The organism is Rhizobium sophoriradicis, assembly GCF_003939025.1.
Taxonomy (GTDB): Bacteria; Pseudomonadota; Alphaproteobacteria; order Rhizobiales; family Rhizobiaceae; genus Rhizobium; species Rhizobium sophoriradicis.
Genome location: NZ_RQIH01000007.1, coordinates 261,160 through 273,960, shown reverse-complemented (window position 1 = coordinate 273,960; position 12,801 = coordinate 261,160). Strand labels below are relative to the sequence as shown.

The 12,801-nt window shown below is 62.2% G+C and carries 13 protein-coding genes and 1 other RNA gene; 9 read left to right on the top strand and 5 right to left on the bottom strand.

Annotation, left to right across the window (positions count from 1 at the left end):
* Nucleotides 1–179: 179 nt before the first annotated feature.
* Together gnd and EFR00_RS14070 are read right to left on the bottom strand one after the other, a co-directional pair.
* Complete coding sequence (gene gnd, locus EFR00_RS14075) at nt 180–1,208, bottom strand: phosphogluconate dehydrogenase (NAD(+)-dependent, decarboxylating) (protein ID WP_009997003.1); 1,029 nt, start codon at nt 1,206–1,208, stop codon at nt 180–182.
* Between the two features lie 152 nt (nt 1,209–1,360).
* Nucleotides 1,361–1,843, bottom strand: coding sequence for an SRPBCC domain-containing protein (locus EFR00_RS14070; RefSeq protein ID WP_077990538.1), 483 nt, complete (start codon nt 1,841–1,843; stop codon nt 1,361–1,363).
* A gap of 55 nt (nt 1,844–1,898) precedes the next feature.
* Between EFR00_RS14070 and EFR00_RS14065 the strand changes: the two genes are divergently transcribed.
* From EFR00_RS14065 to EFR00_RS14055, 3 genes are all read left to right on the top strand, one after another.
* Nucleotides 1,899–2,234, top strand: coding sequence for an ArsR/SmtB family transcription factor (locus EFR00_RS14065; RefSeq protein ID WP_009997001.1), 336 nt, complete (start codon nt 1,899–1,901; stop codon nt 2,232–2,234).
* A 66-nt stretch (nt 2,235–2,300) separates the two neighbouring features.
* Entirely contained in the window at nt 2,301–2,867 is a 567-nt protein-coding gene (locus EFR00_RS14060) for a helix-turn-helix transcriptional regulator (RefSeq protein ID WP_009997000.1), read from the top strand.
* A gap of 67 nt (nt 2,868–2,934) precedes the next feature.
* Nucleotides 2,935–3,918 (top strand): NAD-dependent epimerase/dehydratase family protein, encoded by a 984-nt coding sequence (locus EFR00_RS14055; protein ID WP_077990541.1) that lies wholly within the window; start codon nt 2,935–2,937, stop codon nt 3,916–3,918.
* A 230-nt stretch (nt 3,919–4,148) separates the two neighbouring features.
* On the opposite strand, the gene ssrS is transcribed toward EFR00_RS14055, so the two are convergent.
* The 3 genes from ssrS to EFR00_RS14040 all read right to left on the bottom strand — a co-directional run bounded on the left by ssrS (nt 4,149) and on the right by EFR00_RS14040 (nt 5,046).
* A non-coding RNA gene (gene ssrS / locus EFR00_RS14050) (6S RNA) lies at nt 4,149–4,307 on the bottom strand.
* Between the two features lie 69 nt (nt 4,308–4,376).
* Entirely contained in the window at nt 4,377–4,754 is a 378-nt protein-coding gene (locus tag EFR00_RS14045; protein WP_010054570.1) for a cell division protein ZapA, read from the bottom strand.
* Between the two features lie 16 nt (nt 4,755–4,770).
* Complete coding sequence (locus EFR00_RS14040; protein WP_009994078.1) at nt 4,771–5,046, bottom strand: DUF4164 domain-containing protein; 276 nt, start codon at nt 5,044–5,046, stop codon at nt 4,771–4,773.
* A gap of 332 nt (nt 5,047–5,378) precedes the next feature.
* Here EFR00_RS14040 and tkt point away from each other — a divergent pair, with 332 nt between their 5' ends.
* From tkt to EFR00_RS14010, 6 genes are all read left to right on the top strand, one after another.
* Complete coding sequence (tkt, locus tag EFR00_RS14035) at nt 5,379–7,352, top strand: transketolase (protein WP_038691134.1); 1,974 nt, start codon at nt 5,379–5,381, stop codon at nt 7,350–7,352.
* Between the two features lie 80 nt (nt 7,353–7,432).
* On the top strand, nt 7,433–8,443 hold the full coding sequence (gene gap / locus EFR00_RS14030) for a type I glyceraldehyde-3-phosphate dehydrogenase (protein ID WP_010057400.1): 1,011 nt from the start codon (nt 7,433–7,435) through the stop codon (nt 8,441–8,443).
* A 140-nt stretch (nt 8,444–8,583) separates the two neighbouring features.
* Entirely contained in the window at nt 8,584–8,898 is a 315-nt protein-coding gene (locus EFR00_RS14025) for a hypothetical protein (RefSeq protein ID WP_009988923.1), read from the top strand.
* A gap of 131 nt (nt 8,899–9,029) precedes the next feature.
* Nucleotides 9,030–9,209: a hypothetical protein gene (locus EFR00_RS14020; RefSeq protein ID WP_038691136.1), complete on the top strand. Its 180-nt coding sequence runs from the start codon at nt 9,030–9,032 to the stop codon at nt 9,207–9,209.
* A gap of 380 nt (nt 9,210–9,589) precedes the next feature.
* Nucleotides 9,590–11,464, top strand: a complete 1,875-nt coding sequence (locus EFR00_RS14015; RefSeq protein WP_077990543.1) for a potassium/proton antiporter — start codon at nt 9,590–9,592, stop codon at nt 11,462–11,464.
* Between the two features lie 70 nt (nt 11,465–11,534).
* Complete coding sequence (locus EFR00_RS14010) at nt 11,535–12,737, top strand: phosphoglycerate kinase (RefSeq protein WP_164519047.1); 1,203 nt, start codon at nt 11,535–11,537, stop codon at nt 12,735–12,737.
* The last annotated feature ends 64 nt before the right edge of the window (nt 12,738–12,801 follow it).

Genomic DNA, 12,801 nt, shown 5'->3' with positions numbered 1-12,801 from the left:
GAGGCAGCCCCGACATTTCCCCTTTCAGCAATGGATACTCGCGACCGTTGCCGCCAGCAAGCAGTAGGAAACCATACCGATGCCTAGGAAGACCGATGTCGCCGCCGTCCTGAAACCAAGCGCTGCCCCGCTATTTCAGGATGGCGGCTTTGTCGGGCAGGTGGAAAACCGCTGGCTCTCTATTTCGGCGTCGGCTTTTCCACGTGGCCGCCGAAGCCCGCACGCATTGCCGACAGCACCTTGTTGGCGAACTCGTCATTGTCGCGCGAGGAGAAGCGGCCGTAGAGCGCAGCACTCAGCACCGGGGTCGGCACGCTTTCATCGATTGCCGCCATGATCGTCCAGCGGCCCTCGCCACTGTCCGAGACGCGGCCGGCAAACTTCGAAAGTGCCGGATCGGCATGCAGCGCATCGGCCGTCAGATCGAGCAGCCAGGAGGTGATGACGCTGCCGCGACGCCAGACTTCGGCGACATCCTGCAAATTGAAATCGTATTGGAAATGTTCGGGATGGGCGAGCGGCGCCGTCTCTGCATCGGCCTCATGCGAGGCAGCGCCGATATTGGCGTGTTTCAGAATGTTGAGGCCTTCGGCATAGGCGGCCATCAGGCCGTATTCGATGCCGTTATGCACCATCTTGACGAAATGGCCGGCGCCGTGCGGGCCGCAATGCAGATAACCCTGCTCCGCCGTGCTGGCCGCTGCCGCTTCGGCTGTGCGGTTCGGCGATGCTTCCGTCTTGCCGACGCCGGGGGCGAGCGTCGCAAAGATCGGAGAAAGATGCTCGACGGTGCCCTTTTCGCCGCCGATCATCAGGCAATAGCCGCGCTCCAGGCCGAAGACGCCGCCGCTGGTGCCGACATCGACATAATGGATGCCCTTGGTGATGAGCTCGGCGCCGCGGCGGATGTCGTCGTGGTAATAGGAATTGCCGCCGTCAATGACGATATCGCCGTTCTGAAGCAGCGGCACCAGGCTCGAAAGCACCTTGTCGACGATCGCGGCCGGCAGCATCAGCCAGATCGCCCGGGGGTGGCTAAGCTTCGAGACGAATTCCTCGAGCGACGCACTCCCGGTCGCACCGAGACCCGCAAGCGCGGCAACGCTTTCCGGCCTGGTGTCGTATACGACGCATTCGTGACCGCCCCGCATCAAGCGCTGGACCATGTAATTGCCCATGCGGCCCAAACCAACCATGCCAAGCTGCATATCAATCTCCTGGAACCGAAATGAAGTATCGACTCCGGAAACTAGCACCCGCAGTGTGACTGGCAAGCGAAGTCTCGGCCATATCCGCGCCTGCGACGATCGCGCCGCGGCGGGACGACGTCGGACCGAAGCGCCCGATGCCCGCTCATTCCTCACTCATCGGGCGCGCTGGCCGGTTCACCCTTCATCTCACTGAGGAACATGCCCTCGCGCAGGTTGATGCCGTACTCGACGAATGCCTTCATGCAGCAAAGCATCTGCGTCCAGCCTTCACAATTGAGATAGGTGCCGCGCCGGCCGGCTTCGTCCTCGCGCCAGCCGTTTTCGGCAATCGTCACCAGCGTGCCGCCATCCTCCAGCGGTTTGAAATTCATCTCCACCAGCGTTTTATAGCTCGCCTTGTCCTCGCCGGTTCCACCGTCCCAGCGAAGCACGATGCGGCTTTCCGGCACGAGTTCGACGACCTCGACCGGCGCGTCCTTCCACCAGGTCACCGTTGTGCCTTGGACGAGCGGGGCGCTCGCCCCGCCGATCGTGGTGAAATAGCTGCTGAGCTTCTTCGGATTGACGACGGCGTCGAACACCTCTGCGACGGGACGGCCGATCCGGCCGGAAATGCGGATTCCGAGAGACATGGCATTGCTCCTCTTCTCCATTGTGTCTGAGCACATTATGTTATAAAAATATAACATGTCAAGCGAATCAACCGATGACCCTGTTTTCAAGGCGCTGGCGCATCATCGCCGCCGCGAGATCCTCGATCTGCTCAAGGATGGCCCCCGCACAACAGGGGCCCTTTGCGACATGTTTCCGGAGATGGATCGCTGCACGGTGATGCAGCATCTGAAAGTGCTGGAAGAAGCCGATCTGGTCATCGCCAGGAAGGAAGGGCGCGAACGCTGGAACCATCTGAACAGCCTGCCGATCAAGCAGATCTACGATCGCTGGATCAGCGCCTACGCAGGCCATGCCCTGTCGATCCTCGATCGGCTGAGAAGCGATTTCGAAGGCCCGCTGGAACAATGACCGGGCACCTTGCCTCCCGGCCGGCCGCAATCCTATGCTGACCAAACGACAAGAGACGGGACAGAGATGACGATATCGGGGGCCGGCATACGCCGCATGCGGCTGCTGCGCAGCATGAAGCAGCAACACCTCGCCGAACTCCTCGGCGTCAACCAGGCGACCGTCTCGCGCTTGGAGCGAGATCAACTTGCCCTGTCGCCGGAGCAGGCCGTCAGGCTGGAACGAATTTTCGCCGCGCCGCACCATGCCGTGGCCGATGCCGCTTTGAAACGGCTGGTCGAGGACTGCCTCCGGCCTGTGCATCTGATCTGCGACAGCACCCACCGGCTGCTGTCCGCCTCCCGTCCTCGGCAGTCGGAATGGCGTGCACCGATCGGCGCTTTTCTCGGCCGCTCTCTTTTCCCCTACGCCTCCGCCGAGATCGCCGCCGCCGAACAATCGCTGGAGGCATGCGGCTGGCATGACGGCAGGCTCATGTCGTTTACATTCGATACCGGTGCCAACGGCAATGCGCGCCTGCCCATTGCCGTTGGCCGCGTCATCTGGGAACGGATCATGCTTTCCGACGGCAGCGCCGGTCGCCTCGTCACCACAGTCACCGAGCCTGCAGCTTTCCTGCACCCTCATGCATAATTTATGCGTTGTCTGAAAATGCCGGTCTTAATAGCCTCCGCCGTGGAAACGGTCTGGAGAAAATGCAATGACGATATTGGTGACGGGAAGCGCCGGCCACCTCGGCGAAGCGCTGATGCGCGTCCTGAAGGCGCAAGGCCGATCGGCGCGCGGCGTCGACATCAAGCCTTCGGATTTCACCGACGCGGTCGGTTCCATCGGCGACCGCGCCTTCGTCCGGCAGGCGATGTCGGGCATCAGCTACGTCATCCATGCCGCCACACTGCACAAGCCGCATGTGGCCACTCATGGCAATCAGGAATTCGTCGACACCAATATCGGCGGCACGCTGAACCTGCTTGAAGAGGCGGCGGCCGCGCGCGTTGAAAGTTTCGTCTTCACCAGCACCACTAGCACCTTCGGCGCGGCATTGACGCCGGCCGCCGGCCAATCGGCCGCATGGATCACCGAGGACGTGCTTCCGATCGCGAGGAACATTTACGGCGTAACGAAGCTCGCTGCCGAAGGTCTGTGCGAACTCTTCGCTCGCAAATGCGGATTGCAGGTCGTTATTCTGAGGACGTCGCGTTTCTTTCCCGAAAGCGACGACGATCCCGACATTCGCAACGCCTATTCGCCGGCAAATGCCCAGGCCAACGAGTTGCTCCATCGCCGCGTCGATATCGCCGATGTGGTCGGCGCCCATCTGATCGCCCTCGAAAGGGCACGTCCGATCGGCTTCGGTCGCTACATCATCTCGGCCACCACGCCGTTTTCACCAGACGATCTCGCCGACATCAGGCGCGACGCGCCTGCGGTCGTCGAGCGGCTCTTTCCGGGAGCCCGCGGCCTCTATGCCGAACGCGGCTGGAAGATGTCCCCGGCACTCGACCGCGTCTACGTCAACGAGCGCGCACGGCGCGAACTCGGCTGGCAGCCGCGCTATGATTTCCGCTTCGTGCTCGATTGCCTGGGGGAGAATCGCGAATGGCGCAGCCCATTGTCGCTCGAGGTCGGCTCCAAAGGCTATCACGACGAAATTTTCGCCGAAGGCCCCTATCCGGTCGATTAATGCATGTCGCCCGGAAGTGTGCAGCGGTTCCGGGACAACGACATGCATCAGCGCGTCGCATGAATCAAATTTGATGCGACGCGCTTTAGGACGCGGAATCGCCGAAGCGAGAATGCGTCCTCAGATATCACGATGCCGTCATAAAGGAAGTAGTCGCACCTGCGAAAAAAAGGCGGACGCGCGCCGCGTTCGCCTGTCGATCTGCTGCCTTTGCCGGCGATGGAGAGAAAGTGCGATCCACGACGACCGATGGATGTTTACGATCCTGGGCGCCTACAAACGTAGGTGGGCACCGTGTGTCCAGGCCCACGGGCCTGGCCAGGGACAGCTCCCTTTGGATCGAGTATGGCCCCAGGGATTGTGGTTCCTGTCGAGAGGCGCAGACCGCATCGCGATATATAAGGTCGTTTGCGCCGGCGCGCCAGTGGCGACCGCAGGCCGCGCCGATTTAATTGAGATCAGTTGAGCTCGGGGGCGGTGCGGCCGTTCAGCTTGTCGGTGATGCCCCGGATGCGGCTCGACACCTCGCTGAGTGCCGCCGCCAGCGTTTCCTCGGTGCGGGCGGTAGCGGCAAGCACGGTATCGCGGTTGCCGCGCAGCGACTCGAGCTCGGATTCCAGCCCGGCGATGCGGCGCGTCAGCTCGGCAATCTCGTCCATGATCATGATGCCGGCCATGACGGTGATCCGGAGGTCGCCGATCTCGCCGAACTGATCCTTGAGATGGCCGACATAGCGATCGAAACGAGTGGCGAGGTCGGTCAGATGATCCTCCTGCCCTTCCTCGCAGGCCATGCGATAGGCCTTGCCGTCGATCGTCACCGTCACCTGCGCCATGTCATATTCTTTCTCATCAGCGATCTAGAACCGCGCGGATCGTTTCCATGGCCGTCACCAGCCGCCGCGATACCTCGCGGTTGACCTCTTCCAGCCGGTTGGCACGGAATTCGGCCTGGTCGAGCTCCTGCGCCAGCCGGGATCGGTCGGCGTGCACGCGCCGGACCTCGCCCTCGATCTCGCCCTGCTCGCGCTGCCGCTCGATGCGCATGTCGACGGCGTTTTCGAGGCTCGAAATCGCCTGTCTCAGCTCGTTGAGCGCTGCTTCCATGGTTTTGCCTGTGGGCATCATGCCTTTCCGATTCCCGCGCAGGATCCGCGAATCGGCACTCTGCACCGATCCGTGATTTCAAAAAGGATATGCAGCTCGCCAACGGCCCGTCAATAAATCTCCCCACCCGTCCGCCGGCCTATCTTGTGGATGAGCGTTTTATCGGTGCCTCCCTCATAAAATTTGTCTTTTGTATAATCGCACGAGCAAATGTCAAAAATCGCCGCAACCCCGCCGGATTCGGCCCGCCATTTATTGACTCGCCCGTCTTAACTGCTATGTCTCTGCCGCTTTCACTTGATGGTCTTGGAGGCTCGAGGCCATCCCCCGACACCCGAGCTTGCGGAAAAGCGATGACCTCTCCCGAACAAAACGACCGGATGGCGAATGCGATCCGTTTCCTCGCCATGGATGCCGTTGAAAAGGCAAATTCCGGCCACCCCGGCATGCCGATGGGCATGGCTGACGTGGCAACGGTCCTGTTCACCAAATATCTGCGCTTCGACCCCAAGAAGCCGCACTGGCCGAACCGCGACCGCTTCGTGCTGTCGGCCGGCCATGGCTCCATGCTGCTCTACTCGCTGCTCTATTTGACCGGCTATCCTGACATGACGGTCGAGGATCTGAAGCAGTTCCGCCAGATCGGCTCGAAGACTGCCGGCCACCCGGAATACGGCCATGCCACCGGCATCGAAACCACGACGGGGCCGCTCGGCCAGGGCATCGCCAACGCCGTCGGCATGGCGATCGCCGAACGCAAGCTGCGCGATGAATTCGGTCCGGAGCTGCAGGACCACTACACCTACGTCATCAATGGCGACGGCTGCCTGATGGAAGGCATCAGCCATGAAGCCATCGCCCTTGCCGGTCACCTGAAGCTGAACAAGCTGATCCTCTTCTGGGACAACAACTCGATCACCATTGACGGCGCCGTCTCGCTGTCGGATTCGACCGACCAGATCGCCCGCTTCAAGGCGGTTCACTGGAACACGATCGAGATCGACGGCCACGATCAGGCCGCCATCGCCGATGCGATCGAAGCCGCCCACAAGTCCGACCGCCCGACCTTCATCGCCTGCAAGACGGTCATCGGCTTCGGCGCTCCGAACAAGGCCGGCAGCCACAAGGTTCACGGCAGCCCGCTCGGCGCCGATGAAATCGCAGCGACCCGCAAGGCTCTGAATTGGGATTACGAGCCCTTCGTCGTTCCCTCCGATGTTCTCGACGCATGGCGCGCGGCCGGCACCCGCTCCGACAACATCGTCAAGGCGTGGGAAGAAACCCTCGCCAATTCACCTGTCAGGGCCGAGTTCAGCCGCCGCATGGCGGGCGATCTGCCGGAAGGCTTCGACGCGGCGATCACCGACTACAAGAAGAAACTCGCCGAGACCAAGCCGACCGTCGCCACCCGCAAGGCGTCTGAGGATGCGCTCGAAATCATCAACGGCTTCCTGCCGGAGACGCTCGGCGGCTCCGCCGACCTGACGCCGTCGAACAACACCAAGACCAGCCAGATGGTCTCCATCACCCCGACGGATTTCAAGGGCCGTTACATGCACTGGGGCATCCGCGAGCACGGCATGGCATCCGCCATGAACGGTATCTCGCTGCACGGCGGCCTCATCCCTTATGGCGGCGGCTTCATGATCTTCTCGGATTATTGCCGCCCGCCGATCCGCCTCTCGGCGCTGATGGGCATTCGTGTCATCCACGTCCTGACGCATGACTCGATCGGCGTTGGCGAAGACGGCCCGACCCACCAGCCGGTCGAGCAGATCGCCGGCCTGCGTGCCGTTCCGAACCTGCAGGTCTTCCGTCCGGCCGACGCCGTCGAGACGGCGGAATGCTGGCAGATCGCCATCAAGAGCAAGAACCGCCCGTCCGCGCTGGCTCTCACCCGCCAGAACCTGACGACCGTCCGCACCGAGTATAATGAGAAGAACCTCTGCGAGCTCGGCGCCTATACGCTCGCCGGCAACGCCGATGCCAAGGTGACGATCTTCGCTTCCGGCTCCGAGGTCGAAATCGCCGTCGCCGCCCGCGCGACCCTCGAAGCCAAGGGTGTTTCGGTGCGCGTCGTGTCGGTCCCCTGCACGGAGCTGTTTTTCGAGCAGCCGGACGCCTATCGCAAGGATATTCTCGGCAACTCGCCGGTCAAGATCGCCGTCGAAGCCGCCGTCCGCGAAGGCTGGGACGCTTTCATCGGACCGGAAGGCAGCTTCGTCGGCATGAAGGGCTTCGGCGCCTCCGGCCCGGTCAAGGACGTCTACAAGCATTTCGGCATCACTGCCGACGCCGTCGTTGCGGCTGCGGAAGCAAAGCTTTAAAGAGGGCGCCTGAGGCGCTCTCCATCTCCTCAATTCCAGGCCCTCTCTATCGGGCCCTATTCTATCGGGAGTGAATGAACATGACAGTCAAGGTTGCCATTAATGGTTTCGGCCGCATCGGCCGTAACGTCCTCCGCGCTATCGTCGAATCCGGCCGCACCGACATTGAAGTCGTCGCCATCAACGACCTCGGCCCGGTCGAGACCAACGCCCACCTGCTGCGCTACGACTCGATCCACGGCAAGTTCCCGGCAAACGTGAAGGTCGAAGGTGACACGATCACCGTCGGCAACGGCAAGCCGATCAAGGTCACGGCGATCAAGGATCCGGCGACGCTTCCGCACCGCGAACTCGGCGTCGACATTGCCATGGAATGCACCGGCATCTTCACCGCCCGCGACAAGGCTGCCGCCCATCTGACGGCCGGGGCCAAGCGCGTTATCGTCTCGGCCCCTGCCGACGGGGCCGATTTGACGGTCGTCTACGGCGTCAACCATGACCAGCTCACCAAGGAGCACATGGTCATCTCCAACGCCTCCTGCACCACCAACTGCCTGGTGCCGGTCGTCAAGGTTCTCGACGACGCCGTCGGCATCGACCACGGCTTCATGACGACCATCCACTCCTATACCGGCGACCAGCCGACGCTCGACACGATGCACAAGGACCTGTATCGCGCCCGCGCAGCTGCCCTCTCCATGATCCCGACCTCGACGGGTGCTGCCAAGGCCGTCGGCCTCGTGCTGCCGCACCTGAAGGGCAAGCTCGACGGCACCTCGATCCGCGTTCCCACCCCGAACGTCTCGGTCGTCGACTTCAAGTTCGTCGCCAAGAAGGCGACCACGGTCGGCGAAATCAACGAAGCCATCCAGGCTGCGGCAAACGGCAAGCTGAACGGCATCCTCGGCTACACCGACGAGCCGCTCGTCTCCCGTGACTTCAACCACGACAGCCACTCCTCGATCTTCGCCACCGACCAGACCAAGGTCATGGAAGGCAACTTCGTGCGCGTCCTGTCGTGGTACGACAACGAGTGGGGCTTCTCCAGCCGCATGTCGGACACGGCCGTCGCCTTTGCCAAGCTCATCTGAGAGCCTGACGAACGAATAATCGCAAGCGGCCCGGGAAACCGGGCCGTTTTGTTATAGGCGCCACGCCGGATCGATTGCAAAACCTGATATGGTGCGCCAAGCCCTAACCGCATCGCGGCCGGGCAGATGGGGAGAGATGCATGGATTACTTTACCGTTGAGATCGCCGGCCGCGCCATTGCCAGCTTTCGCTCGAAAAACCATGAGCAGGCGACGCATTTCTTCGAGGCGGAAGATTTTCGCGACGACCTGACCATCCTGGAGTCCGAGGGCAAGCCCCTGTGGGACCGCAAGGCCGCGCTCAGCCTGCGCAAGGCGACCGCCGAGGAAGCCAGTGAAGTCGAGCACGCCTATGAATTCGATGACGATCCGCAAAGGACCATCGACGACGAATTCGTCGTTTTCCTGGTTCCGGTCGAGGATCTGACTGACGATGGTGACGACACCTCAGACTGAGCATCGTCTCCCTGTTTTGAAAGCCGCTTCGAAGCGACGGGTTCGGTGGCCGCCAGGATGGAATCACGGTTGGCAATCCGCTGTCCAATCGTGATAGACTGAGGCTGAAATGACCCAAGCGGAGGCGATAAATGGCAGAGCCGCAAAAACGCTTGTCCCACACCAGCCTCAAGCGACGGCAGCGGTTTCATCCCAAGCGGGACGTCCGACCTGCCGTGCTGGCAAAGGCTGATCGTCTGGTGATCCGTTTTGTCGCGGCGATCGGCCTTGCGTTTCTCGCCGTCATCATACTTCAGGCAGTGTTGGGATAGCACTCGCTCAATCCGGCGCTGCAATCCCCTCCTCCCGTCATCGGGCAAGACGAACGGGGCGCGTGAACGCAGAAGCGTGCCTTATCCCGTCGCCATTCGCAGATAACGGCAGGAAAAATCGATCTTCCTGGCTTTCGCCCTGCTCTTGCCTGATTTGCTTATACATTCTTTGTAGAGAATTTCTCCCGTAGCATTTCCGTGTCGGTCGCCGTCCGGCGGTCGTTCAGCAGCATGATGCAGCACGAGACGAGGTTAAGCCGCAAGGCCTACCCTTCTCTGCCGTTTTGCCGTTTACTGATGGACCGACGCGCGTTGTGGAGGGTGGAAATAGACGGATCGGCCGGAGGGTGGCCATATCCGCGAAGTAGAAAGGGGCGGGCATGGAAGCGTTCTATATCGTGGTGCTGGTTGCGACGGCGCTCGTGCTTATGGCCGCTTTTTCCAGCCTTCTCGCCTTCCGCTTCGGCGCGCCGCTGCTGCTGCTGTTCCTGATGATCGGCCTTGCCGCCGGCGTCGATGGCCTTGGCATCGAGTTCAGCAACAACTATCTCGCCTATATTCTCGGCTCCATAGCGCTCGCGGTCATCCTGTTCGATTCCGGCTTCGGTACACCGATGCAGGCCTTCCGGCTCGCGGCCGTTCCCTCTCTCACGCTCGCCTCTGTCGGTGTGCTGATCACCGCCTCGCTCTTTGCCGTCGCCGCCATGTGGCTTTTGAATTTCACCTGGCTGGAAGGTCTGCTGCTCGGCTCGATCGTGGCCTCGACGGATGCCGCCGCCGTCTTCTTCCTGCTGCGCATCGGCGGCATCAATATCCGCGACAAGGTGCGCTCGACGCTCGAAGTCGAATCCGGCACCAATGATCCGATGGCGATCTTCCTCACCATCGCCCTTGTCGAAGTGCTGGCGAGCGGCGAGCGTTATGCCGGCATCAATATCGGCATGCTCGCCATGTTCGTGCAGCAGATGGGCCTTGGCGTCATCCTCGGCCTGCTCGGCGGCATGATGATCGTGCTGATCGTCAGCAAGCTCGATACCGATCGCGGCCTGACGCCGATCTTCGTGCTGGCTCTCGCCCTTCTCGTCTTCTCCTTTACCGGCGCGGTCGGCGGCAGCGGCTTCCTTGCCGTTTACGTCGCCGGCATCTACGCCGGAAACCGCAAGATGCAGGCGATCGGCACCATCAAGCGCTTTCAGGACGGCATGACCTGGCTCGCGCAGATCATCATGTTCCTGGTGCTCGGCCTGCTCGCCACGCCGTCGCAATTCCCGGTGATCATCGTGCCGGCCATCCTGCTCGCCCTCTTCCTGATCTTCATCGCCCGGCCGCTGGCGATTTGGCTGTCGCTGCTTCCCTTTGATTACACCCAGCAGGAAATCGGTTTCGTCGCCTGGGTCGGTCTGCGCGGCGCCGTCTCCATCCTGCTCGCCATCATGCCGATCCTCGGCGGGCTGGAAAACGGCCAGATCTTCTTCAACACGGCCTTCATCATCGTGCTGGTCTCGCTGCTGCTCCAGGGCTGGACGATCAAACCGGTTGCCAAGAAGCTCGGCCTGATCATTCCGCCGCGCATCGGCGCCGTCGACAAGGTCGAGGTCGACCTGCCGGGTGCCGCCAACCACGAACTGCTCTCCTATCGCGTCATCAAGGATAGTCCTGTGCTACGCGGCGAGCGCATTCCTCGCTGGGCAACCCCCTCGCTTGTCATCCGCGACGGCAAATCGATGCGCTATCAATATGCCGGGCGGCTGCGCGAGAACGATCTCGTCTATCTTTTCATCGTACCGAGCTATTCCCGCCTGCTCGACCGGCTCTTCGCCAGCCGTGCACCGGTGGACGAAGACGATGCCGAATTCTTCGGTGCCTTCGCGCTCTCGCCTGCCCGCCCCGCCGCCGATCTCGACGCCGCCTACGGTCCCGGCCTGCTCAACGAATCCGAAAAGGGCCTGACGATCGCCGAATTGATGCGCCAGCGCCTCGGCGGCAAGGCCGATTATGCCGACCGCGTCCGTCTCGGCTCGATCATTCTCATCGTCCGCGATCTCGACGAGCACGACCACGTCACCTCCGTCGGCATGTCGCTCGAAGCGGTCGAACCGGCAATCACTCTGCCGATCTTCATCAATCTCAAGGACATCATCCAGCGCATCCGCGACCGGCTGAAGGGACGCCGGAACCGCGATGCGGCGGCCTCCGAAAACGCGCCGAAAGCATCGGCCGGACGCGAGGAAGCCAGACGCGAAAACGGCCGTTGAACGCCTTGCGTCTCGAATGATCCTTGCTATGGTCGGCGCAACTCCCGCCAACCAAGACTGGATCCTCCCCATGCCTGCTTTCAAGACCCTCGACGATCTTTCCGACCTCAGCGGCAAGCGCGTGCTCGTCCGCGTCGACCTCAACGTTCCGGTCAAGGATGGCAAGGTCACCGATACGACACGCATCGAGCGTGTGGCGCCGACGATCCTCGAATTGTCCGACAAGGGCGCCAAGGTGATCCTGCTCGCCCATTTCGGCCGGCCGAAGGATGGCCCGTCGCCGGAACTGTCGCTGTCGCTGATCGCCCCTTCCGTCGAGGAAGTGCTCGATCATGCCGTGCTGACTGCCTCCGACTGCATCGGCGAGGCCGCCGCCTCGGCCGTCGCCGCGATGAATGACGGCGATATCCTGCTGATGGAAAACACCCGCTTCCACAAAGGCGAGGAGAAGAACGAGCCCGACTTCACCAAGGCGCTTGCCGCCAACGGCGATATTTATGTCAACGACGCCTTCTCCGCCGCTCATCGCGCCCATGCCTCGACCGAGGGCCTTGCTCACCATCTGCCGGCCTATGCCGGCCGCACCATGCAGGCCGAACTGGAAGCACTGGAAAAGGGCCTCGGCGCCCCGGCCCGCCCGGTGGTCGCCATCGTCGGCGGCGCCAAGGTCTCCACCAAGATCGACCTCCTGATGAACCTGGTGAAGAAGGTCGACGCGCTGGTCATCGGCGGCGGCATGGCCAACACATTTATCGCCGCCCGCGGCACCAATGTCGGCAAGTCGCTCTGCGAGCATGATCTTGCCGAAACCGCCAAGCAGATCATGATCGAGGCGGCGACATCAGGCTGCGCCATCATCCTGCCGGAGGACGGCGTCGTCGCCCGCGAATTTAAGGCGGGTGCCGCCAACGAGATAGTCGATATCGACGCCATTCCCGCCGATGCCATGGTGCTCGACGTCGGGCCGAAATCGGTCGAGGCTATCAACGCCTGGATCGAGCGCGCCGCAACGCTCGTCTGGAACGGGCCGCTCGGCGCCTTCGAAATCGAGCCCTTCGACACCGCAACGGTTGCTGCCGCGAAATACGCCGCTGAGCGCACTGCAGCCGGAAAGCTCACCTCGGTTGCCGGCGGTGGCGACACCGTCTCCGCGCTCAACCATGCCGGCGTTGCCGACGATTTCACCTATGTCTCGACCGCCGGTGGCGCCTTCCTCGAATGGATGGAAGGCAAGGAACTCCCCGGCGTCGCCGTCCTCAACGCCGCCAGATAAGACCGAGCGCCTTGGCGCGAAAAAAGCATCCGGCGTCGCACCTTGCAATAGGCGGTGCGGCGCC

What these genes read in the sequence shown, in the direction of transcription:
- gnd (WP_009997003.1), bottom strand. Translation starts at nt 1,208, where the DNA reads ATGCAGCTTGGCATGGTTGGTTTGGGCCGCATGGGCAATTACATGGTC.
- EFR00_RS14070 (WP_077990538.1), bottom strand. Translation starts at nt 1,843, where the DNA reads ATGTCTCTCGGAATCCGCATTTCCGGCCGGATCGGCCGTCCCGTCGCA.
- EFR00_RS14065 (WP_009997001.1), top strand. Translation starts at nt 1,899, where the DNA reads ATGTCAAGCGAATCAACCGATGACCCTGTTTTCAAGGCGCTGGCGCAT.
- EFR00_RS14060 (WP_009997000.1), top strand. Translation starts at nt 2,301, where the DNA reads ATGACGATATCGGGGGCCGGCATACGCCGCATGCGGCTGCTGCGCAGC.
- EFR00_RS14055 (WP_077990541.1), top strand. Translation starts at nt 2,935, where the DNA reads ATGACGATATTGGTGACGGGAAGCGCCGGCCACCTCGGCGAAGCGCTG.
- EFR00_RS14045 (WP_010054570.1), bottom strand. Translation starts at nt 4,754, where the DNA reads ATGGCGCAGGTGACGGTGACGATCGACGGCAAGGCCTATCGCATGGCC.
- EFR00_RS14040 (WP_009994078.1), bottom strand. Translation starts at nt 5,046, where the DNA reads ATGATGCCCACAGGCAAAACCATGGAAGCAGCGCTCAACGAGCTGAGA.
- tkt (WP_038691134.1), top strand. Translation starts at nt 5,379, where the DNA reads ATGACCTCTCCCGAACAAAACGACCGGATGGCGAATGCGATCCGTTTC.
- gap (WP_010057400.1), top strand. Translation starts at nt 7,433, where the DNA reads ATGACAGTCAAGGTTGCCATTAATGGTTTCGGCCGCATCGGCCGTAAC.
- EFR00_RS14025 (WP_009988923.1), top strand. Translation starts at nt 8,584, where the DNA reads ATGGATTACTTTACCGTTGAGATCGCCGGCCGCGCCATTGCCAGCTTT.
- EFR00_RS14020 (WP_038691136.1), top strand. Translation starts at nt 9,030, where the DNA reads ATGGCAGAGCCGCAAAAACGCTTGTCCCACACCAGCCTCAAGCGACGG.
- EFR00_RS14015 (WP_077990543.1), top strand. Translation starts at nt 9,590, where the DNA reads ATGGAAGCGTTCTATATCGTGGTGCTGGTTGCGACGGCGCTCGTGCTT.
- EFR00_RS14010 (WP_164519047.1), top strand. Translation starts at nt 11,535, where the DNA reads ATGCCTGCTTTCAAGACCCTCGACGATCTTTCCGACCTCAGCGGCAAG.